The sequence below is a fragment of the Collinsella sp. CLA-ER-H7 genome, assembly GCF_040092345.1.
GTDB lineage: Bacteria > Actinomycetota > Coriobacteriia > Coriobacteriales > Coriobacteriaceae > Collinsella.
Genome location: NZ_JBBNLT010000003.1, coordinates 76413 through 99399 on the forward strand (window position 1 = coordinate 76413; position 22987 = coordinate 99399).

18 protein-coding genes and 1 tRNA gene are annotated in these 22987 nt (G+C 62.8%); 10 read left to right on the forward strand and 9 right to left on the reverse strand.

Translation table 11 applies throughout. From position 1 onward, the window contains the following. Positions 1-12 precede the first annotated feature (12 nt). Positions 13-636 (forward strand): cytidylate kinase-like family protein, encoded by a 624-nt coding sequence (locus AAAX75_RS02740; protein WP_148331746.1) that lies wholly within the window; start codon positions 13-15, stop codon positions 634-636. 51 nt (positions 637-687) lie between these two features. Here the strand turns inward: AAAX75_RS02740 and AAAX75_RS02745 are convergent, their stop codons facing one another. Further along, entirely contained in the window at positions 688-2091 is a 1404-nt protein-coding gene (locus tag AAAX75_RS02745) for a helix-turn-helix transcriptional regulator (protein ID WP_349091010.1), read from the reverse strand. A gap of 290 nt (positions 2092-2381) precedes the next feature. Between AAAX75_RS02745 and AAAX75_RS02750 the strand changes: the two genes are divergently transcribed. Both AAAX75_RS02750 and AAAX75_RS02755 read left to right on the forward strand, forming a co-directional pair. Beyond that, a complete protein-coding gene (locus AAAX75_RS02750; RefSeq protein WP_349091011.1) occupies positions 2382-3854 on the forward strand; it encodes an LPXTG cell wall anchor domain-containing protein in 1473 nt (490 codons plus the stop codon). A 205-nt stretch (positions 3855-4059) separates the two neighbouring features. Beyond that, complete coding sequence (locus tag AAAX75_RS02755; RefSeq protein WP_349091012.1) at positions 4060-6024, forward strand: hypothetical protein; 1965 nt, start codon at positions 4060-4062, stop codon at positions 6022-6024. A 394-nt stretch (positions 6025-6418) separates the two neighbouring features. Here the strand turns inward: AAAX75_RS02755 and gltA are convergent, their stop codons facing one another. From gltA to glmU, 5 genes are all read right to left on the reverse strand, one after another. Continuing rightward, positions 6419-7828 carry an NADPH-dependent glutamate synthase gene (gene gltA / locus AAAX75_RS02760; protein WP_022094914.1) on the reverse strand — a complete coding sequence of 470 codons (1410 nt, stop codon included), beginning with the start codon at positions 7826-7828 and terminating at the stop codon, positions 6419-6421. Beyond that, entirely contained in the window at positions 7819-8658 is an 840-nt protein-coding gene (locus tag AAAX75_RS02765; RefSeq protein ID WP_006235793.1) for a sulfide/dihydroorotate dehydrogenase-like FAD/NAD-binding protein, read from the reverse strand. Before AAAX75_RS02765 ends, gltA begins: the two co-directional genes overlap by 10 nt. Before the next feature lie 358 nt (positions 8659-9016). Beyond that, positions 9017-9646 (reverse strand): aminoacyl-tRNA hydrolase, encoded by a 630-nt coding sequence (pth, locus tag AAAX75_RS02770; protein ID WP_349091013.1) that lies wholly within the window; start codon positions 9644-9646, stop codon positions 9017-9019. Positions 9647-9870: 224 nt separating this feature from the next. Next, positions 9871-10857: a ribose-phosphate pyrophosphokinase gene (locus AAAX75_RS02775; protein ID WP_022094252.1), complete on the reverse strand. Its 987-nt coding sequence runs from the start codon at positions 10855-10857 to the stop codon at positions 9871-9873. A 193-nt stretch (positions 10858-11050) separates the two neighbouring features. Beyond that, complete coding sequence (gene glmU / locus AAAX75_RS02780; RefSeq protein WP_349091014.1) at positions 11051-12463, reverse strand: bifunctional UDP-N-acetylglucosamine diphosphorylase/glucosamine-1-phosphate N-acetyltransferase GlmU; 1413 nt, start codon at positions 12461-12463, stop codon at positions 11051-11053. Between the two features lie 199 nt (positions 12464-12662). On the opposite strand from glmU, the gene AAAX75_RS02785 reads away from it, so the two are divergent. The 3 genes from AAAX75_RS02785 to AAAX75_RS02795 are packed head-to-tail and all read left to right on the forward strand — an operon-like array spanning position 12663 to position 15911. Next, complete coding sequence (locus tag AAAX75_RS02785; protein ID WP_271734009.1) at positions 12663-13550, forward strand: energy-coupling factor transporter transmembrane component T; 888 nt, start codon at positions 12663-12665, stop codon at positions 13548-13550. After that, a complete protein-coding gene (locus AAAX75_RS02790) occupies positions 13550-15193 on the forward strand; it encodes an ABC transporter ATP-binding protein (protein ID WP_195521589.1) in 1644 nt (547 codons plus the stop codon). Before AAAX75_RS02785 ends, AAAX75_RS02790 begins: the two co-directional genes overlap by 1 nt. Positions 15194-15197: 4 nt before the next feature. Beyond that, positions 15198-15911, forward strand: coding sequence for a DUF6580 family putative transport protein (locus tag AAAX75_RS02795; RefSeq protein WP_195239926.1), 714 nt, complete (start codon positions 15198-15200; stop codon positions 15909-15911). 148 nt (positions 15912-16059) lie between these two features. Here AAAX75_RS02795 and AAAX75_RS02800 read toward each other — a convergent pair whose 3' ends face one another. After that, the gene (locus tag AAAX75_RS02800; RefSeq protein WP_195521590.1) at positions 16060-16878 is read right to left on the reverse strand and encodes an exodeoxyribonuclease III; all 819 of its coding nucleotides are present in this window, start codon (positions 16876-16878) and stop codon (positions 16060-16062) included. A 135-nt stretch (positions 16879-17013) separates the two neighbouring features. Here AAAX75_RS02800 and AAAX75_RS02805 point away from each other — a divergent pair, with 135 nt between their 5' ends. The 3 genes from AAAX75_RS02805 (at position 17014) to AAAX75_RS02815 (ending at position 20306) form a co-directional block, all read left to right on the forward strand. After that, positions 17014-17766 (forward strand): NAD-dependent protein deacylase, encoded by a 753-nt coding sequence (locus AAAX75_RS02805; RefSeq protein WP_195521591.1) that lies wholly within the window; start codon positions 17014-17016, stop codon positions 17764-17766. A gap of 95 nt (positions 17767-17861) precedes the next feature. After that, positions 17862-19604 carry a dihydropteroate synthase gene (gene folP, locus AAAX75_RS02810; RefSeq protein ID WP_347478964.1) on the forward strand — a complete coding sequence of 581 codons (1743 nt, stop codon included), beginning with the start codon at positions 17862-17864 and terminating at the stop codon, positions 19602-19604. Next, positions 19605-20306 carry a hypothetical protein gene (locus tag AAAX75_RS02815; RefSeq protein ID WP_349091015.1) on the forward strand — a complete coding sequence of 234 codons (702 nt, stop codon included), beginning with the start codon at positions 19605-19607 and terminating at the stop codon, positions 20304-20306. It abuts the gene before it with no gap. A 198-nt stretch (positions 20307-20504) separates the two neighbouring features. Here AAAX75_RS02815 and AAAX75_RS02820 read toward each other — a convergent pair whose 3' ends face one another. Then, positions 20505-21278 (reverse strand): type III pantothenate kinase, encoded by a 774-nt coding sequence (locus tag AAAX75_RS02820; protein ID WP_347478968.1) that lies wholly within the window; start codon positions 21276-21278, stop codon positions 20505-20507. Positions 21279-21474: 196 nt separating this feature from the next. On the opposite strand from AAAX75_RS02820, the gene AAAX75_RS02825 reads away from it, so the two are divergent. Then, positions 21475-21551: transfer RNA gene (locus AAAX75_RS02825), tRNA-Met, on the forward strand. 180 nt (positions 21552-21731) lie between these two features. Here AAAX75_RS02825 and AAAX75_RS02830 read toward each other — a convergent pair. Then, complete coding sequence (locus AAAX75_RS02830) at positions 21732-22850, reverse strand: IS1249 family transposase (RefSeq protein ID WP_349091016.1); 1119 nt, start codon at positions 22848-22850, stop codon at positions 21732-21734. Positions 22851-22987 lie beyond the last annotated feature (137 nt).

Genomic DNA, 22987 nt, shown 5'->3' on the forward strand with positions numbered 1-22987 from the left:
AAAGGAATCGCGATGAGCGATCTGGAGAACAAGAAGAGTCCTGTGGTCATTACCATCGCGCGCGACTTTGGTGCCGAGGGCCACGAGATCGGCCGTATCCTTGCCGATGAGCTGGGGATTCCGCTGTACGATAACGAGCTGCTGGTACGCGCGTCGCTGCGTGCGGGCGAGTCGCTCGATAAGATGGCCGCCTACGACGAGCGCCTGGCCGTGGAGAACATGGCGTTTCTGCCCGACCGTTACGATGCACGCTCGTACTCGGACAAGTTGTTCCAAAAGATGAGCCAGGTGATTTTGGATCTGGGCGAGACCGAGAGCTGCATTATCGAAGGCCGTCTGTCCGATTACCTGCTGCGCAACAACCCCAATCACATTGCCGTGCTGGTGACCGCTCCTTTTGAGGACCGCGTCGAGATTGTGCGCAAGAAGCGTGGCCTTAACAAAAAGAAGGGCGCCAAGCTGGTCAAGCAGCAGCAGAAGGCGCGCGAGGCGTTCTATAAGCGCTACAGTGCCGGAAAGTGGAAGATGACGAGCGGCAAGGACATCGTCGTCAACCGCGCCAAGCTGGGCCGCGAGGGCTGCAAGGACGTCATCGCCGCAGCCTACCGCTACAAAGTGGCGCAGCTCGAAGGCTAGCCGCCCAAAACCACCACAAAGGGGACAGGCACCTTTGTGGTGGTTTTTGTTTTAGGCGGAGGGGAAGGCCTTGGTGAGACCGGCGCGCGTCTGCGTGTCGGTCTTTTGGTAGATAGAGCTCAGGTGGCGCTGTACCATGCGCATCGAGATGCCGAGTTCCTCGGCGATCTGCTTGAGCGGGCGTTCATCCTGGGTCACGGCTATGAGCACGTCGACTTCGCGCGGGGTGAGAGCGTGGTTGGCGATGAAGGCCTGGCGTTGCTCCTCGATGGTGGGGGCGGCGAGCGCTTCTTCTGCCAGCTGCTCGCGCTCGCGCTCCTGCTCGGTTTGGGGTAGGCGGAACAGGCCGGCTGCCACGAATGCCGCGCAGGCGGCGACGAGCAAAACGAGCGCGCCGATCATAATGAGGGCAACGTTGTTCAAGGTCACGAGAGCAAGCGAGATGCCCGATGTGGTGAAAGCGCATACATTGTTGGCGGCGCGGCCCATGCCAGCCCAGAGGGCGGGCGCATGCATGCGCGGTGCCAGCTGTGTAAAGGTGGCGGTAAAGAACGTGACAAAAAAGCCCGAGCTCAGGTAAAAGACGACAAGGCCCAGGTTGGGATCGGCGCCGGCTTCCACAGCCAAGATTGAGATGGTGGAAAGTACCGTGACGCCGAGCATGATGAGGCCCATGTAGCGACGCTCGGCAAGATCAAAGACGATACCGGCGACGAGACCGCTCGCCGCCAAAAAGAGGCGCGGCCAGGTCTGTACGGCGATGGTGCCGTGGGCGTTGGAGAACGTGACGACGTTGTCGAGCGTCGAGAACAGGCAGGCGAGAATCACGACGAGCGCGATACTCCAGCACGCCTGCTTGGCGAGGGCGTGCGAGGGCTCGGCAAAGGGATTGATGGCGGGGCTGGAACTCTCGGCAGCCTTTTGGGGAACGACGCTGAGAGCGGAGATGGAGATCGTTGCCGCGCCAAGAATGATGAGCTCGACGATGCCACCGCAATCAATCAGGTTGACGACGAACTGCATCAGGATGCCCGCGGCATAGGCTGCCCCCGCACCGGTGGCAAGCTTGGGGTCATCCTGGAATGTCAACGAAAAGGCGTGGTGAGTGGCGGCGCCCAGCAGGCCGAGCCCGAGGAATGCGAGGCATCCCAGAATCTCGAGCGCAAGCGGGGCCGTAGGGAACTGGATCTGGGTCAATCCCAGGATGGCGATGGGAACAGCGGTGTTGGCGGCTGCCAGTGAGTGGCCTTTGCGCTGTGCAAGCCCGAACAGCGGCGCGTATCCGATAAAGCCGATCACGCTGGCGCCCAGAATAAAGCCCTGTGCGATCACAACGCGTTCGGCACCGGCGAGCAGCCCGACGTTGACGTCGAAGCGAAACTCGGCGGCAAGGAAGACAAAGGTAAAGAGCGCAAGTGCCAGAAGCGCGTTGATTTTAGGCTTACTCAGGTTCAAGGACGGTCCTTTGGGTGGACGGAACAATCGTGCCCTCGATTGTAGACTATGACGGTAGGGGGTGGGCCTTTCGGGGGGCGGGGCGCGCTTGGCAATTGCATGCTCGTTGCCTTTTGCGCTGGCAGGTGCGCCACATGAGAATTTGTGCCCCGGGATCCGGATATCTTCCCGTAACATGGTGTTACAGAAGCACCCCTTACGACAAGGAGGCTCATATGCGAAAGTAAATCCATGACAACCCAATCGACCACGGCTGCTCGTGCGCGCTCTCCCGCGGAACGTGGCGTCGCGTGGGCGTCAAGCTTGCCTGCGCGGGGGCTTGCGCGCTCATGGCCGGCCAGCTGCTGCTGCCGAGCGTGGCGCTCGCCGCCGAGTGGGTCAACGTCGGCGGCACGCAGTACGACGCGGGCACCGCTGCCGGCGACGAGGCGGGAACCTGGTCCTGGGATGGCGCTAACGACATGAAGCTCAACGGCTACGACGGCGGCTCCATCGGCGCCAAGGGCAACCTCACCATCGGCGTGACGGGCACCAACACCGTCACGGCCGACGCCGGGCAGAGCGCCATTGCTGTTAAGAACGGTAACCTTGCCATTGCCGGCGACGGCACCCTGAATGCGACGGCCCAGAACGATGTAATTGCGGCGTCGGGAGACGGCAGGACCGGCGGCGATGTGACCATTGATGGCGCTGACGTTAACGTGACGGCCACGGGCGGAGCATATGAATCCATTGGTATCCATGCGGCAGCGGGCGACATAGTCATAAAGAATGGTGCCGACGTCCATGTCGAGGCAAAGTCGAACGCCGATGTCTTTGCAGTCCTTGCCGAAAATGTTCCTCCCAGGCATTCTGCCATCGAGGGTGCACAGGCCGAAGAGGCGGACTACAGCGCCAAACATGGTGGCTGTATCATGGTGGACAACGCTAAATTAAATGCGACGGCGGGTAATGCAGGGGGCATGTCGGTCGCTCTGTATTCGTTTGGTATTAAGACGGAAACATATTTGAAGATTGCCAACGGGGCGGATGTTTCGCTCGCGACAGGGAGCGCAGGAAAAATCTCGGCTGGTGTTTGGATACGCGTGCAAGACGGGGCGTCATGGATACACGTCAGTCACTCGAACCTCACGGCTCAAGGTGATGCCGGGACTGATGAGCTTGTAGGGGCAAATCGCAAAGATGTCTATGGAATTTTTTTACAGTCTGGCTCCCCGTCGGCTACCCCTCGAATTAGCTTCTTTCAATCAAATGTTGTGGCGTCGGGCTCGACGGCGGCAGTCTATGCCGTCAATATGGGGTCCTTCAGGGCCCCCTATATCAAACTTGAGGGAGGGTTAAAGATTGCGATTCCCGACGGAGGTACCGTGCGCGACACCGTTGGAAGTGGGCGTGTCATCGGCGTTCCCGGGTCGTCTGTCATCCAGGACATTAGAACTTCCGACGAGGTCGCCCGTAACGTGGTAATCAGCTCTGGAGATGCGGCCGAACCCGAGCCCGCCCCGCAGCCTGAACCCACCCCGGCTCCCACGCCACAGCCGGGCGGCGGCAGCGGGACCGACGTGCCGTCCGTGACGTCGACCCAGGCGAGCTCCACGGCCGCTGCTCCCAAGCCGGCCGCGCAGGTCGCCGCGGTCCAGAAGTCCGCGGGCGCTCTTGCCGCCACGGGTGACAACGCCGCGACGGCGGCGGCAGCCCTCGGCATCGCCGGTGCGTCCGTCATCGGCGCCGGCTTCGTCGCGTCCAAGCGCCGCAACCGCTAGCGCAAGCTTTCATAGCCATTTTCAGCCGCCGCGTGGGCACAAATGCCCTCGCGGCGGCTCTTTGTGTTTCTGCAGGTAGAGGCCTAGGTTCGCATCTACGAACCTAGGCATACGGAGTCATTTGGCACATCTTGGTGGTACAGGACCGCCACAAAGGGGACAGGCACCTTTGTAGCGGTATGTCCCTACGACCAAGGAGGCCGTTATGTACGGAAGTCACTTTGACAAGCAAGCTCAACGTGAGTCTACCTGCTCGCTGGTTCACGGTACCTGGCGTTGTGTGGGTGCCAAAATAGCTTGCGCCGGCGCGTGCGCGCTTATGGTTGGCCAGTTGTTGCTGCCGAGTTTGGCGCTGGCGACCGAGTGCGCGGATCCGGATGCCGTGGCGGGTGAGGTTGCTACGGCTCCGGCGACTCCGGCGGTTGCGGAGGATGCGGCTCCGGCGACCGCACCTACAACCGATGCTGCTCCGACGGTACAAACCGTTGCTGAACCTCAGCAGACGACTCCGGCTGACACCACCGATGAATCTAGCGATGCGGCGCCCGCTGAGCAAAACGCTTCTGGCGACGACAACGCCGCCATGCCGGCGAGCAACGCCATCATGCCCTGCGGTGTGACCGATGTTGTTGGCGGCAGCGACGTTAGGGTCAATACGACCGTGGTTCCCCGCTACACGGACTGCGTGCTTCCGTGCAATGTCACACTCGAAAAGGGCCAGTCGTATACCTATGATTTTCCCGATGTCGAGGGCGGCATGCCGAATGAGCCGCTCTGCGAACTTGTCGAAACCAAGTACTACCGGGCTGATACTGCTTCGGGCACCCTGGTTGAAGTCCAGGACGCATCTATGTCCGATGTGACGGCCCGCTTTGAGCCTGTTGGCGATCACATGAGGCTGACGCTGACCTTTACGGGTGGCGCGGCAGGCGGCTCGTATCGACTCACGCGCAATGAGGCTCTCTATATTGGCACGGCACTGGAGTATACCGGAACTGACTATGAAGGCAGCTCGACTATCCTCAACGAAACCAGGTACGATTATTACCTTCGCTATGCCATCAATAGCGAAATTACGCTCGTTGCATCGGAAAACGAAGCCCTCCATAACCTGGACGTCAACGACGTGAAGACCGACTACGCGCCCGGCGAGGCGCCGCGCGCGACCGCGACGATCCCCGCCGCCGATGCCGACAAGTACGAGATCGCCTACGAGTGTTGGGAGGAAATGGAGCTCAATATGGAATCCGGGGAGTCGGTACCCGTCGCCTTCTGGTATTCCGATCCTGCAAAGTACAAGCCGGGCATGAAGAAGATTGAACACTTCGAAGAGGGCAAGTTCTACATGTACTCCGTTGAGCTGAGGCTCAAGGGCGACAATACCGTGGCCGATGACTGCAATATGAACGTCAACGGTCATTGGGCGCACCACGTCAAGACCGTCAACGGCGTCTTCGTCCCAAACGCTGACAATATGCTGTGCGAGGCTCCGATTGATGAATGGCGGGCAATCGACCTTATCGAGATTAATGGCGCCACGACTATCTTTAAGGCAGGCGACAAGCCGGTCTTTACGGCGGGCACTCCGGCGGGTTCCGACTCTATTCTCCAGTGCGAGTTCTGGACGGGCAGCGACGGCGGCGAAGTGAACTCCGTGGATTTCTGGGATCAGAACATTACGAATCACATCGACGCCTTTAAGCCTGGTGTGACCTATCGTTACGGCCTGTACTTTAAGCCGGCGCGCGGTTTCTACTTTACGCCCAATACCAAGTTGAAGATCAATGGGGTTGAGTGTGGCTATCAGGTGGGCGAGGCAAGTGAGGTTGATCCCGAGAGCGGCTGGATCTACACCCTGTGGCTCGACGCCGATTTGACCTTTACGCCTGAAGCCATGCCGGCTCCCGATCCGCAGCCTACACCGGAACCCAAGCCGACACCGCAGCCTGAGACCAAGCCCGAGGCCAAACCTGAAGCTAAACCCTCGGCCAAGCCGGCTACGACCACCACGGTGAGCAAGACGGTTGAGAAAACCACGCAGGCCAAGAAGGGCGATGCTGTCCTGGCTACCACGGGGGATACCACCGCGATGACGGTCGCCGCCCTAGGCATCGCCGGCGCAACCGTAGCCGCCGCCGGCCTCGCCGCGACCAAGCGCTGCAAGCGTTAGAGCTGGGTGACGGCTCTCGTTCTCGGCCTCAGCAAAATCTCAATCTGTAACACCGAGCCAGATATTTGGGCTCCAGGTGTTACAAATTGAGATGAACTATCCGGGCGTCAACCTAACGTCTCGATTTATAACACGTAGCGAGGAATTTGGTCTCTAACTGTTACAGATTGAGACAAAGCGGAGGCGGCTGGCACAATATCTTGATCTGTAACAACTACAAGGCTCAACGGGCTCCAGGTGTTACAGATTGAGACAAAACGACCAGGCAAGTCCCAAACCACCACAAAGGCACCTGTCCTCATCGTGGTGGTTTGGGCGGCCGGTATAGAAAAAGTCCCCGCCGGGCGTGTGCTCGACGGGGACTTTGCCGTTTGGTGGCTAACGCTGATGGTGATTACTCGCCCAGCAGGCTCTTGGTGATCGAAGCGGCAGCCTTCTTGCCGGCGCCCATCGCCAGAATGACCGTAGCGGCGCCGGTGACGATGTCGCCGCCAGCCCAGATGCGGGGATCGGTGGTCTGGCCGGTCTCCTCGTCGGCGACGATGTAGCCCCACTTGTTGAGCTCCATCTTGCCGCCGATCTTCTTTGCGAAGGGGTTGGCGTTGGTGCCGATAGCCGAGATTGCGACGTCGCAGGGGATCTCCTCGATGGCGCCCTCGATGGGCACCGGACGACGGCGGCCGGACTCGTCGGGCTCGCCGAGCTCCATCTTCTGGACCTTGACGGCGCACACGGAGCCGTCCTCGCCAGCGACAAACTCGAGCGGGGAGACGAGCGGCAGAACCTCGACGCCCTCGGCCTTGGCATGGTGCAGCTCGGCGCGACGGCAGGGCATCTCGTCCTCGGTACGACGGTAGGCGATGATGGCGTGCTCGGCGCCCAGGCGCTTGGCGGTACGGACGGCGTCCATAGCCACGTTGCCGCCACCAAAGACGACGACGTTCTTGCCGTGCTTGGTGGGGGTGTCGTACTCGGGGAACTTGTTGGCCTTCATCAAGTTCACGCGGGTGAGGTACTCGTTAGCGAAGAAGACGTTGGGCAGGTTCTCGCCGGGGACGTTGAGGAACTTGGGCAGGCCAGCGCCGGTCGCCACGTAGATGGCGTCGAAGCCCTGCTCGAACAGCTCCTCGGCCGTGGCCATGTTGCCCACGACGGAGTTGTACTCAAACTTGACGCCCATGTCCTCCAGGCCGTCAATCTCGCGCTTGACGACCGCCTTGGGCAGACGGAACTCGGGGATGCCGTAGACCAGCACGCCGCCACCGGTGAAGAAGGCCTCAAAGACGGTAACGTCAAAGCCGTTGCGGGCGAGCTCGCCAGCGCAGGTGATGCCAGACGGGCCAGAGCCCACGACGGCGACCTTCTTGCCGTTCTTGGGGGCCATCTTGGGCGTGGAGGCGAGCTCGGGGCGGTCACCCAGGAAGCGCTCGAGCTGGCCGATGGCCACGGGCTCGGACTTCTTACCACGGATGCACTTGCCCTCGCACTGGTTCTCCTGCGGGCAGACGCGGCCGCAGATGGCGGGAAGCATGGAGTCCTCGCGGATGGTATCGAGGGCGCCGCCGAAGTCCTTCGCGCGGATCTGCTCGATAAAGCGGGGGATGTTGATGTTGACGGGGCAGCCCTCAACACAGAACGGCTTCTTGCAGTTGAGGCAGCGCTCGGCCTCGGCCAGCGCCATCTCCTCGGTGAAGCCCTTGTCGACGGGGCGGAAGTCGCAGGCGCGCTCGGCAGCCGGCTCCTCGTTATCGGGGGTGCGGGGCGACTTCATATCGGCAACGAAACGACCGTTAACTAGTGGCATGCGCAGCTCTTTTCCTCATAGGCCTTGAGGGACTCGCCCTCTTCGGAACGGTAAGCGGCCTGGCGGGCACGAAGGTCATCCCAGTCGACCAGGGTGGCATCGAAGTCGGGGCCATCGACGCAAGCAAACTTGGTCACGCCGCCCACCTCGACGCGGCAGCAGCCGCACATACCGGTGCCGTCAACCATGATGGGGTTGAGCGACGCGGTGATGGGGGTGTCGTACTTCTGGGCGGTGAGGGTCGAGAACTTCATCATCGGAACGGGGCCGACGCAGAAGACCTGGCTCACGGCCTTGTCCTGCAGCAGGCGCTCCAGCGGAGCGGTGACAACGCCCTGCTCGCCGTAGGAGCCGTCGTCAGTGGTGATGTGGATGTGGTCCTCGTCGAGGAGCTCGCGGAACTGGTCCTCCATGAGCAGGAGGTCCTTGGTGCGGGCGCCCATGATGGCGTGCACCTCGTGGCCGGTCTCGACCAGGTGCTTGGCGACCGGGAAGGCAATTGCCAGGCCGACGCCGCCGCCAATGACGGCGCAGGGGCCCTCAGCCATCTCGGTGGGCACGCCCAGCGGGCCCACGACGTCGCGCAGCGACTCGCCGGCCTCATAGGTGGAAAGCATTTCGGTGGTCTTGCCGATCACCATGAAGATGAACTCGACCCAGCCCTCGTCACCGTTCCAGCCAGCTAGGGTAAACGGGACGCGCTCGCCCGTCTCGTTGGCGCGAACCATGAGGAACTGTCCAGCGTGCGCATGCTTGGCGATTGCGGGCGCCTCGATGCGGAACTTGAACACCTTCTCCGAGAACTGCGTCTTCTCCAGGATCTTATACATAGAACCCCTCTCTTGTTAGGGCGGCCGAACCGTGCCTCCACGGAAATGGACGGCAGCCCGAATAAAACCGTACGCGCACAGGCGTTGTGCAGACATACGGTGCAAATTATACCCTCATGGACATGTCGCTTACGTGTATCTTTGGCTGGCGGGAAAAGCGACCTACCAAAAAGGGACAGGTTTATTTTGGTAGGTTTTATCAGGCAAAACGGCAAAGGGGCCGGTCTCGCGCTTCGGTGAGGCCGGCCCCCTTTGGAGCGCTGCATATGTATGGCGGCACAGGGTTTATTACGGCGCGGCCGCCGCGGCGTTTCCGCATATAAAACCTGCCAAAATAAACATCCCTAAATGGTAGGCTTTAGTGCTTGCCGTTGGCGGAGGCGGAGCCGTTGACGTGGTCGCGGGCATAGATAACGCCGTGCACGATCGCCAGGCCGGCGGCGTCGGCGGCGCGGGCGCAGGTGTCCTGGAAGTCCTCGGCCTCGCGGGCGCGCAGCTGCTTGAGCACGTAGTCGGCGACAGCCATCTTGCCGGGGGGGTTGCCGATACCGGTACGGATGCGGCTGAAGTCGCGACTGCCCATCTTGTCGATGATGGAGCGCAGGCCGTTGTGACCGGCGTGGCCGCCGCCCACCTTGACGCGAACATCGCCGGCGGGAATGTCGAGCTCATCGTGGATCACGAGCAGCTCCTCGGCCTCGATCTTGTACTCGCGGCAGAGCTTGGAGATGGGGCCACCCGAGGTATTCATATACGACTGCGGCTTGACCAGCACAATCTGGCGCTTGCCGCCCTCTTCCTCGGGATCGTTGATATTGATGAGCGCGACCTCGGCGCCTGCCTGATTTTTCCAGTACGTGACACCGGCCTGGCGGGCCAACTCGTCGATTGCTTTGAAGCCAGCGTTGTGGCGGGTCTCGGCATACTCATCGCCAGGGTTGCCAAGTCCGGCAACCATGCGAATCTTAAGCGGCTGTGCAGCTGCCATATTTGTCCCTTCGTTACACAAAAAGTTTAATCAACGACAAAGGCTACCACGCCCGCCGAAGGCGAGACTTCGTTTCAGCGAAATCCCACCAGACAAAAGCACGGCCGCGGCAGAGCGAGCCGCCGAAACAGAAGAAACCCCCGCGCGACCTTTGCGAAGCAAGGGGGAGCGCGGGGGTTTCTTCTGTTTCGGCGGCGATGCGCCGGGTTGCAAGGACGATGCGACTACAGCGCGAAGTCGCCGCCGACGAGCGTAGAGACGGGTTCCTCATGGTAAACGGCGGAGATGGCCTGAGCGAACTCCTCGGCGACCGAGATGGTCTTGATCTTGCCGCCGACCTCGACGGGAATGGCGTCGGTGACGAGGCACTCGACGATCGGGGCGTCATTCAGACGCTCGATGGCCGGACCGGAGAAGATGCCGTGGGTGGCGCAGACGTAGATGTCGCCAGCGCCCATAGCCTTGAGCTCCTTGACGTTGGCGCACAGGGTGCCAGCGGTGTCGATCATGTCGTCGTTGATGATGCAGGTCTTGCCCTTGATGTCACCGATGATGCCCATGACCTCGGCGGCGTTGTGGCGCGGACGACCCTTGTGGGCGATGGCCAGGTCGCAGCCGAGCATGTCGGACAGCTTCTTGGCGGCCTTGGCGCGGCCCACATCGGGGGAGACGACAACCAGGTTGTCGGTGTCGAAGTGCATGTCGTTGTAGTACTGGCCAAACAGCGGCAGCGCGGACAGGTGGTTAACCGGGATATCGAAGAAGCCCTGGATCTGACCCTGGTGCAGGTCGAGGGTGATGATGCGGTTGACGCCGGCGCGCTCGAGCAGGTTGGCGACGAGGCGGGCGGTGATGGGCTCGCGCGGGCCGGCCTTGCGGTCCTGGCGGGCATAGCCGTAGTGGGTGATGACGGCGGTGATGGAGCGGGCGGATGCGCGCTTGGCAGCGTCGGTGGCGATGAGCAGCTCCATGAGCATGTCGTTGACGTTGCCGCCGGCCACGGACTGAATCAGGAAGACGTCGGCGCCGCGGACGGTCTCGTCGTAGCGGGCGTAAATCTCACCATTGGCGAACTGCTTTAGCGTAAGGCCCGAAAGCTCGACCCCAAGGTACTCAGCAATCTTCTGAGCGAGGGGACGGTTGGAGGAACCGGAATACACGCGGATGGACTTGCGCATATTCTCCGACTTCTCGGGATCATTAATCGGCATTACCCTTCTCCTTTATACATCGAATGCCATATAGATGCCTTTTTGCATTGTAACCGCGCGGCGGGGTTAATCGGGTCTTGATAACGTCTTTACCGTCAACGGACACGAACCGACCACTCATTCTGTCGCGCAGGTCAGCATAGAAAAAGGAGCCGTCCCCATGGGAACAGCTCCTTAGATGCTTGGTAAAACGTTATACCTCGTCGTCCTCGTGCAGGCGGCGGCGATAATCGGCGGCCCAGCCCTCAATATTTACCTGACGGGCGCGGCCCAGGCCGAGTGCGTCAGCCGGAACCGGCTCGGTGATGACGGAGCCGGCGGCCACGAGCGCGCCGTCGCCGATCTGGGCAGGCGCGACCATCATGGTGTCGGAACCGATGAAGGCATCCTTGCCGATGACGGTCTTGTGCTTGTGCACGCCGTCGTAGTTGCAGGTGATGGAGCCCGCGCCCACGTTGACGCCGGAGCCCATGGTGGTGTCGCCGATGTAGGACAGGTGTGGAACCTTGGAGCCCTCACCGATCGTGGACTTCTTGATCTCCACGTGCGTGCCGGCCTTGGAACCGTCGAGCATGTGGGTGCCCGGGCGCAGGTAGGCGCGCGGGCCGCAGTCGACGCCGTTCTCGATGACGGCCTCGATGGCGATGGTCTCATCGATGGTGCAGCCGCTGCCGACGGTGGTGTCGGTGAGGCGGCTGTTGGGGCCGAGCTGGCACTCCTCGCCCACGGTGACGCGGCCGATCAGGTGCGTCTGCGGCCACACGACGGTGTCGCGGCCGATAACGGCATCGGGGCCGATCCAGGCCTGCGTGGGGTCGATGAAGGTAACGCCCTCGGCCATCCAGTGCTCGTTGATGCGGTCGCGCGCGATGGCGGTGAGCTGTGCGAGCTGGATGCGGCTGTTGACGCCCAGGCCGTCGCGGTAGTCGTCACAGTGGAAGATGGAGACCGCCTGGCCGTGACCCTTGAGGATCTCGAGCATGTCGGGCAGGTAGTACTCGGACTGCGCGTTGTCGTTGCCGATCTCGTCAATGTGGGCGGCGAGCTGCGCGCCGTCGAAGGCGTAGCAGCCGGCGTTGCATTCGAGCAGCGTGGCGGCCTGCTCGGGCGTGCAGTCCTTCTGCTCGATGATGCGCTCAATCTGGCCGTCGGCGCCCAGCTTGATGCGGCCGTAGCCGAAGGGGTCGGGCGGGGTCATGGTCATGACGGTGCAGGCGAGCTCGCCGGTAGCGACGGTCTGCGCGAACTTGGCGACGGTGTCGGCGGTGATGAGCGGCAGGTCGCCGTTGAGCACGACGACGGGGCCTTGCGTGATGCCGCAGGCCTCGAGCGCGACCTTGACGGCGTGGCCGGTGCCCAGGCGCTCGGTCTGCTCGACGCACTCGACCTTGGTGGCGCTGTTGGCGTAGGCGCCGTCGATAAGGGCGCGCATCTCGTCGGCGTGGCTGCCGATGACAACCACGACGCGGCTGCAGCCGGCCTTGATGGTGGCGTCGACGATCCACTGGACCATGGGCTTACCCAGGATCTTGTGCGAAACCTTGCAGTGGTTCGACTTCATGCGGGTGCCCTCGCCGGCAGCGAGGATAATTGCGGTTGCGTCCATGTGATCTCCTGTTACGTTATAGAGACGTGTGTTTGGAAACGATACACGGCGCAATATGATACCGCAGGCATATGTTGAGCGCGTAGCGATTGGTTTGCGGCGGTTGGGGCTTGCGCCGCCGTCGTGGCGTTTGCGCTGCTTGCGTGCGGCGTTGGCGGTGCTGCGGAGCTGTCGTTTGAGCGAGGGGACGGGGGTGCCCGTGGACAACATACAAGAGGAGTTTGGCGGCGAGCCCGTCGCGGCGTTCTCGATGTCGCATCCGGCTGTGCCGGCACTCTATATAGTGCTGACGCTGGGGCTCGCCATGTTCTCGATGCAGCCGGTGCTGATTGCGCTGTCGCTTGCGGGCGGGCTGGCGTATGGATTTGTGACGCGTGGGGCTGCCCGCACGCTGGGCGCACTCCGCTGGCAGCTGCCGGTGATTTTGATTATCGCGCTGGTCAATCCGCTGTTTAGCGCCTCGGGCTCGACGGAGCTGTTCCGTATTGGCATGCGCGCGGTGTATCTGGAAAGCATGGTATACGGCCTGTGCATGGGCGGGCTGTTTGTGGCGAGCGTGCTGTGGTTTGAGGCCGCGGCGTCGATGCTCGAATACGACAAGGTGCTCGCGCTGCTGGGCAATGCCGCACCGGTGATCGCGCTCATGATCTCGATGTGCATGAGGCTTATCCCGCAGTTTTTACGCCGCGGTCGTACGGTGCTGGCGGTGCAGGATGCGATTGATGTGCCGGGCCGCGCGCCCACCGATCCCGTGCGATCGCGCCTGCGGGCGTCGAGCGTGTTGATGGGCTGGGGCATGGAAGATTCGCTGGAGCGCGCGGACGCGATGCGCTCGCGCGGGTGGGGTGCCGCGACACGTCGTACGACGTATGCGCGGTATCGACTGGGGCGCAGCGACGTTGCCGCGCTGGTCGGGCTCGCGCTGTTTGGTGCCGCCGCGGTGGCCGTGGCGGCGACCGCGACGACGCAGTATTCGTTTTATCCGCAGCTCTCGGTGCCGGCGCCGTGGCCAGGCTATGTCGTGTACGCCGCCTGGATGGTGTTGCCTTGCGCGTTGCACGCGATTGATGAGAAGAGGTTTGGCTGATGGCTCGGTTTGATAGGAGCTCGGCGGCGGGTGTGGCATATGGCTCGGCCGCGCCGGCGATTGAGGTGCGAGGCCTTAGTTTTGCCTATCCCGGGGTCAAGGCACCGGTGCTCGAGGGGCTTGATTGGCGTGTTTCCCAAGGTGCGTTTGCACTGCTTGTTGGCGGTACCGGTTCGGGCAAGTCGACGCTGCTGTCGCTGCTCAAGCCCGAGATCGCTCCAGCGGGCGAGCGCACTGGCGATGCGCGCGTGCTGGGCGAGAACGTTGCCGACATGGACGTGCGGGCATCGGCAGAGCGCGTGGGTTATGTGTTTCAGGATCCCGAGAACCAGATTGTGTGCGAGACCGTGTGGCACGAGATGGCGTTTGGCCTAGAGAATCTGGGTGTGTCGCGCGACGAGATGCGCCGCCGTGTTGCCGAGACCAGCTATTTCTTTGGTCTGGAGGACTGGCTTCATCGTGATACCGATACGCTTTCGGGTGGCCGCAAGCAGCTGCTGTCGCTTGCCGCCGTCCTGGCGCTGCGCCCGCGCGTGCTGCTGCTCGACGAGCCCACGTCTCAGCTCGATCCCGTTGCCGAGAAGAATTTCCTGCACGCGCTGTTTCGTGTGAATCGCGAGCTGGGCTGCACGGTTGTTGTGGCGACGCATCAGCCGCGCCCAATGCTCGAATACGCGACGTGTGCGTACCGGATTGAGGATGGCCGCGTGCACGAGGCGGCGGATATGGCTTCTTTGGTATGCCGAGAATCGCTGTTTTCCGATGACACGTTGGGGTGGGGTGCCATCCGATGTGCAAAAAACGGAGTATTCAGCAGGCGTGAGGACAATTTGGGCTCTCTGGAGCCGCCCGGGGACGTATCGAGCGCGAAAAAAAGTTTGGAATTGGACAAATCGTCCGAATTTGTGGCGCAAACGTCGCTCGAGAACGGCTTGGAAGCCTTCTCGCGCACGGATGGAAGCAGAATACTCCAAAAAATGCACGGCGGGTCGGCTACCACCCTGTCGGAAGGCTGGTTTCGCTACGATCGAGCGTCCGGCTGGGTGCTGCGCGGGCTCGATGCGTCGTTTTCGGCCGGTGCGGTGCATGCGATCGTGGGCGGCAACGGATGCGGTAAGTCGACGATACTCTCGGTGCTGGCGAAGACCGCCAAGCTGCAGCGCGGCCGCATGGTGCGCGGAGCGGCCTCGGCGGCGCTGCTGCCTCAGAATCCCAAAGCATTGCTGGTTGCCGAGACGGTTCGCGATGAGCTGATGGAATGGGCCTCGACCTGCGGATATGACGAGAACTTGGCGCGGGAGCGTGCGGCGAGCTTGGGGTTGTCGGGTCTGGATGGACGCCATCCGTACGATCTTTCGGGCGGACAGCGCCAGCTGCTCGCACTGGCAAAGCTGCTGCTGATCGGCCCCGAGCTGCTGCTGCTTGACGAGCCCACGAAGGGCTTGGACCTGGAGAGTCGCCGCACCATCGCCCGCGCCCTGCGTGACCATGCGAAGGCTGGCGGCACCGTCATCATGGCTACGCACGATTTGGACTTTGCCGAGCAGGTAGCCGACGACGTCGCCATGATGTTTGACGGCGAGATTGCCTGCATGGAGTCCCCGGCCGACTTCTTTGCCGACAACGTGTTCTATAGGGCGTGATGGGATGACGGACTGTCGTTTCTCGCGTTTGCTTGCAAAACTGGAGATCCCGCTGTTGTTGGCGGTGCCGGCGGTGATGGCTGCCGCGTTGCTGGCGGGTGTTGAGCAGGCAGCGTTGGCCATGCTGGTTGTGGTGGCGTTGGTGCTTGCGCTGTTCTTTGCGGGCTATGAGGCATCGCGTCCAGGCCTGCGTCAGATTATGCCCACGCTGGTGCTGGCGGCGCTGGCGGCGGCGGGGCGCATCCTGTTTGGACCCATTCCCGACTTTAAACCCGTGAGTGCCATCGCCATTATCGCCGGGGCGACACTCGGTCGTCGTAACGGCTTTATGGTCGGTGCGTTGGCGGCGCTGACCAGCAATTTCTTTTTTGGGCAGGGCATGTGGACGCCGTGGCAGATGTATGCCTGGGGGCTCGTGGGATACGTTGGCGGTGCGCTGGCGTATGCGGGTGCATTCGACCGCGCCGATGGCACCGTGCGTATGCCGGCGCTGCTGACCTACGGCTTTGCTTCGGGTTTGCTGTACGGCGTTGTGATCAACGCCTACGACATCATTGGTTTTGTACAGCCGCTTACTTGGGCAGGTGCCGTGGCACGTCTTGCCACCGCCGTGCCGTTCGATATCACGCACGGACTCGCGACCTGCGTGTTTTTGGCCGCCTTGTACAAGCCCTGGTGCCGTCGCATTAACCGTGTCGTCGTGAAATACGGGCTGTAAGGCATTTCGCGTTTCCTCACGAACTTGCGGTGGAATAGTTCTCGTTTTTGGCTATTTGCTGCCCAAACAGGAACTATTCCACCGCAACTTATAGGGGGAGAGGGGTCACATGATCTGTTTTCCTCTGTCCCCCAGGAATTGCTTGGCGCTAGAGCTCTAGCGTGAGGGTGACGGGGCAGTGGTCGCTGCCGAAGATATCGCCGCGGATACCGGTGTCGCGCACGGTATTGGCGATTGAATCACTTACCAAGAAGTAATCGATGCGCCAGCCGGCGTTGTTCTTGCGGGCATTAAAGCGATAGCTCCACCAGCTGTAGACGCCCTCGACGTCTGGATTAGCCGTGCGCCAGGTATCGGTAAAGCCGGCGTTGAGCAGCTCGGTAAACTTGCCGCGCTCCTCGTCCGAAAAGCCGGCGTTGCCGCGGTTGGACTTGGGGTTCTTAAGGTCGATCTCCTCGTGTGCCACGTTAAAGTCGCCGCAGGTTACGACGGGCTTGCCGGTCTCGCGCTCAAGCGCGCTCAAAAAGCCGCGATAGGCATCATCCCAGGCCATGCGCACATCGATGCGCGCGAGCTCATTTTGCGCGTTGGGCGTGTAGACATCCACAAACCAAAACTTGTCGAACTCCAGCGTGCAGACGCGGCCCTCGGTTGCGGCTTGGGCGACGAGCTCGGCCGCCTCGCCCTCGCCGGCGTAGGGTAGCAGCGCGTCGGCGTGCAGCACGCGCAGCGGTTCCTGGCGGCTAAAGACCGCAGTGCCCGAATAGCCTTTACGCTCGGCGTAGCTCCAGGTTTGGTGATAGCCGGGCAGGTCGACCTGCACCTGGCCTTCTTGCAACTTGGTCTCTTGCAGCGCCAAGATATCGACGTCGAGTTCTTGCGCGATCTGAATAAAGCTCGGGTCCTTTTTGAGCACGGCGCGCAGGCCGTTAACGTTCCACGAGGCAAAGGTGTAAGTCTGAGGCATGGTGTCCTTTCGACGGGGTTGGCAGGCTTAAGATTAACGCAATAAGGGCGGGGTGGGCTCCGTGCATGCTGACTTAAAGGCTGCATGCTGGGACGTCGCTCAACGCTGCCCGATTAACAAGGACGGAGGACTCATATGACTCAGGCAATATCGGACCCCAGGCAGGCCTCCGCCGCCCTGGCGGATCTGTTTGACACCCACAAGCGCGTGGTCTTCTTTGGCGGCGCTGGTGTTTCCACGGCAAGTGGCATCCCCGATTTCCGCAGCGTGGACGGCCTGTATCACCAGCAGTTTGCCTATCCGCCCGAGACCATGCTGTCGCATAGCTTTTACGAGGCGCATCCTGCCGAGTTCTTCGACTTTTACCGCACCAAGATGATCGCGCTTGGCGCCAAGCCCAACCGCTGCCACACCAAGCTGGCCGAGCTGGAGCGCGCCGGCAAGCTCGACGCCGTGGTGACGCAAAATATCGACGGTCTGCACCAGGCGGCCGGCTCGCAGCGCGTGTTCGAGCTGCACGGATCGGTTCATCGCAACATTTGCCAGTCGTGCGGCGCGGTCTATAGCGCCGAGTGGATTTGCTCGCGCGAGCACGAGGACGCCGCGGGCGTGCCTGCGTGCCCCGCGTGCGGCGGCCGCATCAAGCCCGATGTAGTGCTCTACGAAGAGCCGCTCGACGAGCATGTGTTGACCGGTGCCGTTGCCGCCATCGTCGCGGCCGATGCCCTCATTGTGGGCGGGACCTCGCTCGTGGTGTATCCGGCGGCAGGCCTTACGCGATACTTTACCGGCGATACGCTGGCTATTTGCAATCTTGCTCCTACCGATCAGGATGCAAATGCCGACCTGCTGATTTCTTGCGACATCGCGGCCGCGTTTGCGTTCTAGCCCGCGTGCGCGGATACAATAAAAAGACTGAGTGCAAAGCGACCCCGCCGCCAGCTCCCCAAGCTCGGCGGCGTGGGCATTTTAGGAGGATGTTCATGGCGAACGACAGCAAGACATGGCGGTGCGGAAAGTACGAGCTCAGCTTTGACCGTCCGCGCATCATGGGCGTCCTCAACGTGACGCCCGATTCGTTTAGCGATGGCGGGGAGCACTTCGACCCCGATGCCGCCATCGAGTACGGCCTGGCGATGCTCGACGCCGGCGCCGACATCATCGACGTGGGCGGCGAGTCCACGCGCCCTGGTTTTACCCCGGTCAACCCCGACGAGGAGGCTCGCCGCGTGCTGCCCGTGGTGCGCGCGCTGGCCAAGGAGGGCGCCATCGTCTCGATCGACACGCGTCATGTGGCGGTTGCCAAGGCGGCCGTGCGCTGCGGCGCCTCGATCGTCAACGACGTGACCGGCTTCACCGATCCCAAGATGGTCGAGTTTGTTAAGACGAGCACCTGCGGCATCATCGTGATGCATGCCGGCGAGGTCGCCGCGCCCGCACGCACGCACGCAACGGTGCAGCTCGATACCTCGGCAGCGGCGTTTGTTGCCGAGAAGGCGCGCGAGGCGGCTGCCGAGGCCGCGCGTGAGGCCGAGAAGCCGGCTCGCCGCCGTCGCGGCAAGTTGCTGGGCGAGCCTAAGCCGGAGGCCAAGCTTCCGGGCGGCGTGGTGCAGCCCTCGTTGCCGTTTGGCGAACCGGAGCCCACGTCCGAGCCTTCAAGCGAGCAGGAGACGCCGGCCGCCGAGCAGGCTGCTGCCGCCGAGACCGTCGCGCCCGCGCCCGAGGCCGCGCCCGCAGCCACCGAGGCCGCATCGGAGTCCAATGACCGCCTGGCCGCCATGATGCGCCGCAGCGCCCGCCGCGAGGAAGCCTACGTGCCCACCTCGCAGCTCCGCCGCTTCACCCTGCCCGATTCGGCGCCCATCATGCGCCGCGTCATGGGCTTTCTGTCCGACCAGGCCCGCACGCTCATCCATGCCGGCGTGTCGCGCGACCGCATCTGCATCGATCCTGGTCCGGGCTTTGGTAAGTCGGCTAACGAGGACATCGTCATCCAGCGCGAGACTGCCAAGATGGCGTCACTGGGCTATCCGCTCATGTGCGCCGTGTCGCGCAAGCGCTTTGTGGGCGCCGTCTCGGGCGTGACCGAGGCCGCCGAGCGCGATGCCGCTACGTTTGGCGTGTGCCTGGGCGCTATCCAGGCCGGTGCCAACATCGTGCGCGTGCACGACGCCGCGGGTTTTGCGCAGTTCCTGAACGGCTACTGGGCGGTTGCCAAGCCACAGCCGCGCCGCGCGTTTGTGGCCGTGGGCTCCAACCTGGGGCATCGCTGCGACAACATCCGCGCCGCACGCGAGATGATCGCCGAGATCCCACTCACCTGCGTGTCTAACTCCTCCAAGATTTACGAGAGCGAGCCTGCCTACGAGACGCGCCAGGACGCGTTTGCCAACGCTGTCATCGAGATTAAGACCGAGCTGGCGCCGTTGGTGCTGCTCGACGAGCTCATGAAGATCGAGGCTGAGCTGGGCCGCGACCGTTCCAAAAAGGCCAAGGCCAACGGTCCGCGTACCATCGACCTGGACCTGCTGTGGATGGACGGCGAGACCCACGGCGGCAAAAAGCTGCGCCTGCCGCATCCGCTGATCGGCGAACGCGACTTTGTGCTGGTGCCGCTCGAGGACCTGATGCACGACCCGGCGCGGTTCTTCCGCTACAACGGTGTCGAGGTCAAGGAGCCCGAGGACCGCGTGGGCCATATCGTGGGCGAATTGGGGCGTATGTAGATGATCGAGATGAATGCTGTTGCCGCCGGCACCGAGCTCGACGCGGCGCGCGACGCGGGCCGCGAGGGTGCGTCCGCGGGCTGGTGCGCTTGGAGCGCGGGCGAGGCGTCGTTGACGTTTTCGCTGGTCGTGCGCCCGGATGTGAACATGCATGCCTTCCACGGCCTGCCGTTTGTGGCCGCGATGGGCATGATGGACGCGCTCGTGGGCGCGGCGTCGACACCGGGGCTGGGCCTTGCCGGTAAGGTGGGTATCCAGTGGCCGAGCGATATCGTGTGCGGTGCGCCTGCGTTTGAGACGTCGCTCGCGCGTGTTGCCGTGAACGGCGGTGCCGGTGCTGCGGGCATGTTCGGTGCCGTGACGGTGGATATTGAGCGTTCGGCGCTGAGCGAGCTTGGTGTGGACGTGGCTGACGAAGCGCTGCTCGAGACGCTGGCCGCCGCCGTGCTGGCCCGCGTGGACGCCTGGGCGGTTGTTGCCAACACGCCGCAAGGCGCCGCAGGGCCGCTGGCTCCCGTGCTGGGCGAGTACTTCGACATGGTGCCGCTGCTGGGCCGCCAGGTTGCGGCGGTGTCTCCCAACGGCTTGCCGCTTGCGGTCGGTGTGTTTGCGGGCCTGGACATCTGGGGCCGCGCGACCATCAAGACCGATGCCGGCGAGCAGGAGTTTCCGCCCGAGGCTGTACGAATTCGCGGGCTGTAGCGCGGGGCGCCAGCGCTCAAAGATAACGATGACAACAAGACCCTCCTTGGCCTGTGCCGGGGAGGGTTTCGCTTATCTGGGGAATGGGTTGCCAGCGCCCTATTCCTCAAAATTGAAAATTTTTCAGTTTTGAGGAATAGGCTTGGCGAGCATTTGCGGGGACTGTGGCATCGGGCGTGCTCGACTTAAGCCCCTGTCCTACCCTAGCTCCTGCATGCGGCGGTAGATTTCGCAGATACCCTTGATGGTGAGCTGTCCGTCGACCACGTCGAAGGCATCGGTCGAATCGGCGACGATGCCGGCGAGACCGCCCGTGGCGATAACGGTGGCATCCTCGCGGCCCAGCTCGCGCTTCATGCGCGCGACCAGGCCCTCGGCCATGGCGGCGGCGCCCATCACGGCGCCGACCTTGATGCACTCCTCGGTATCGCGGCCGATGGCGTGCTCGGGCGCCTCGAGCGGAACGCTGGCGAGCTTGGCGGCACGGGCGGCAAGCGCGTCCATGGAGATGCGGATGCCCGGCGCGATCGCTCCGCCAATGTAATAGCCGTCCTCGTCGATGACGTCGATATTGGTTGCGGTGCCAAAGTCCACCACGATTGCCGGCGCGCCGTAGAAAGTTTCGGCCGCAACGGCGTTAGCGACGCGATCGGCGCCTACGGCTTGGGGGCGCGCCGCCCGCAGCTTGGTTACGGCGGCCGTTTTCGGCCCGATGACGATGGCGTCCGCGGCAATGCGGTCGGCCACGGCGTGCCACTCGCGCGAGAGCTGCGGCACCACGCCGGCAAAGGCGATCGCGTTGACCGCGCCGAGCGAGAGGTCGTACATCTTAAAGAAGCCCATCAGGCGCACGTGGATCTCGTCGGCGGTATAGGAGCGGTCGGTGGGCATACGCCACGACTGCACCAGCTCGTCTCCGTCAAACAGGCCCATGGCCGTCTGCGTGTTTCCCATATCGATAGCGAGCAGCATGTCTACTCCCGGTGTTGGCATAAAAGGACGCGCACCATTGTATACGTGCCGTCGACGGCGCTCGGCTGCGATTCGTTTACGGTGATAGGGGCTGAGGGGTTTAAATATGAAGGAATTATGCTCTACGAGATTTTCCTTGCCGTTTACCGAACTCCCGCGTAATATTCCTTCTTGCGCACATGAGGCGCCCAGACATTGCGGGGTGGAGCAGTCTGGTAGCTCGCCGGGCTCATAACCCGGAGGTCGTAGGTTCAAATCCTGCCCCCGCGACCAAGAACTTGCAGCTCGTCGGCCTAGCCGGCGAGCTTTTTTGTTATCCCGGGACTGTGTTTTCGGTCCAATTCTTGGCCTCTCAAACAAAATCTCGATCTGTAACATCTAGACCCGATTTGGGCGGCTAAGTGGGCTTATAGGACAAAATGTGTGTCCCGATAGAACACCCGTTTCCATCCATTAATCCAGCCAGAACGGGTACGGGCCCCTGTGGTGGAGGTCCTCCCACACGGCCCTGTCGCCCCACTCCGGCCCTCCGTCCTCGCGCGACGGCGAGGCGGAGTAGACGCTGAACAGGAAGTCGATGTCCGCGTCGGTCGGCATCGCGGCGGGCTTCCCGCGCGCCGTCCTCGCGTCCCCCGAGTGCGCGTGGCACCACCAGAACACCGCCTTCACGCGCTTGACCGACGTCAGCCCCCGGTGGTTGCGCAGGACGGCCCTCAGCTGCGAGTTCACCCCTCCCTCGATCATGTTGTTGGTCGACGGCAGCGGGCCGGCCTTGGCCAGGGCGGGGTCGAGGTAGGTGAACAGCGTCCCCGCCGACACCAGCGACGACAGCGACGAGCGCGCCCGCCTCAGCCTCTCGTGGGTGCAGGCCCTCCTGCCGTCCACCACGGTCCTGTCCTCCAGGAAGTCGGCCCAGAACCCGCACCAGTCGAGGTAGCGCTCGACCCAGAGCTCGGCCTGGTGCAGCGTCTCGATGCCCATGAGGTCGCGCGCGATGAGGTAGAGCTCGCGCCCCGCCTGGAGCTTCGGCCGCGTCGTCGTGTAGCGCTTGACCTGCGAGAAGGCGTGGAAGGTGCACCTCTGGACCCTGGTGCGCGGCCAGGTCTCGCGCACGGCCTTGGCGAACCCGCTCCCGCCGTCGGTGACGACCACCTCGGGCGCCGGGATCGGCGACATGAGGGCCGACCACGCCCCCGAGTTCTCGGACCTGGCCATGTACCAGGAGACCACCCTCTCGCCGCTGCAGCATATGAGCACCACGAGGTCGCGCGCGACCCAGATCCCGTCGACGTAGAGCACGCGGTGCAGCTCGCCGTCGGGGACGGGCATGGGCCAGACCTCCCAGAACTCGGCCGTCCTGCGCCTGAAGGACCGTCCGCCGCCCGGCATCGCCGCCTGGGAGTCCTTGGAGAGGAGCCACCCGAGGAACTCGTCCAGCCTCGTCGCCGTGTCGTCGTACCTTACCGTCGTCGACGCGCCGCAGGCCGTGCACCTCCACCGCTGGGACCCCGATGAGGTCCTGCCGTTGCGTTTGGTCCGACCGCCGCAGTAGGGGCAATAAACGGCCTTCATGGGCACCTCTTCCGAAAGGGTATTTAACGGTTCCGGAAAAGGTTATCTACCTGCGGGAACGATAGGCAACCGGACACACATTCTGTCCGAGCGGTTAAAAGCGGGCACGGAATTTAAACGGCTGAAAAAGGGGCATC

Bases quoted from the DNA above. Each gene is read 5' to 3' on its own strand.
- pth (WP_349091013.1), bottom strand. From the start codon at position 9,646: ATGGCAGCTGCACAGCCGCTTAAGATTCGCATGGTTGCCGGACTTGGC.
- AAAX75_RS02820 (WP_347478968.1), bottom strand. From the start codon at position 21,278: ATGCTGCTCGCTATCGATATGGGAAACACGCAGACGGCCATGGGCCTG.
- AAAX75_RS02795 (WP_195239926.1), top strand. From the start codon at position 15,198: ATGACGGACTGTCGTTTCTCGCGTTTGCTTGCAAAACTGGAGATCCCG.
- AAAX75_RS02765 (WP_006235793.1), bottom strand. From the start codon at position 8,658: ATGTATAAGATCCTGGAGAAGACGCAGTTCTCGGAGAAGGTGTTCAAG.
- AAAX75_RS02830 (WP_349091016.1), bottom strand. From the start codon at position 22,850: ATGAAGGCCGTTTATTGCCCCTACTGCGGCGGTCGGACCAAACGCAAC.
- glmU (WP_349091014.1), bottom strand. From the start codon at position 12,463: ATGGACGCAACCGCAATTATCCTCGCTGCCGGCGAGGGCACCCGCATG.
- AAAX75_RS02790 (WP_195521589.1), top strand. From the start codon at position 13,550: ATGGCTCGGTTTGATAGGAGCTCGGCGGCGGGTGTGGCATATGGCTCG.
- AAAX75_RS02805 (WP_195521591.1), top strand. From the start codon at position 17,014: ATGACTCAGGCAATATCGGACCCCAGGCAGGCCTCCGCCGCCCTGGCG.
- folP (WP_347478964.1), top strand. From the start codon at position 17,862: ATGGCGAACGACAGCAAGACATGGCGGTGCGGAAAGTACGAGCTCAGC.
- AAAX75_RS02815 (WP_349091015.1), top strand. From the start codon at position 19,605: ATGATCGAGATGAATGCTGTTGCCGCCGGCACCGAGCTCGACGCGGCG.
- AAAX75_RS02740 (WP_148331746.1), top strand. From the start codon at position 13: ATGAGCGATCTGGAGAACAAGAAGAGTCCTGTGGTCATTACCATCGCG.
- gltA (WP_022094914.1), bottom strand. From the start codon at position 7,828: ATGCCACTAGTTAACGGTCGTTTCGTTGCCGATATGAAGTCGCCCCGC.
- AAAX75_RS02800 (WP_195521590.1), bottom strand. From the start codon at position 16,878: ATGCCTCAGACTTACACCTTTGCCTCGTGGAACGTTAACGGCCTGCGC.
- AAAX75_RS02755 (WP_349091012.1), top strand. From the start codon at position 4,060: ATGTACGGAAGTCACTTTGACAAGCAAGCTCAACGTGAGTCTACCTGC.
- AAAX75_RS02775 (WP_022094252.1), bottom strand. From the start codon at position 10,857: ATGCCGATTAATGATCCCGAGAAGTCGGAGAATATGCGCAAGTCCATC.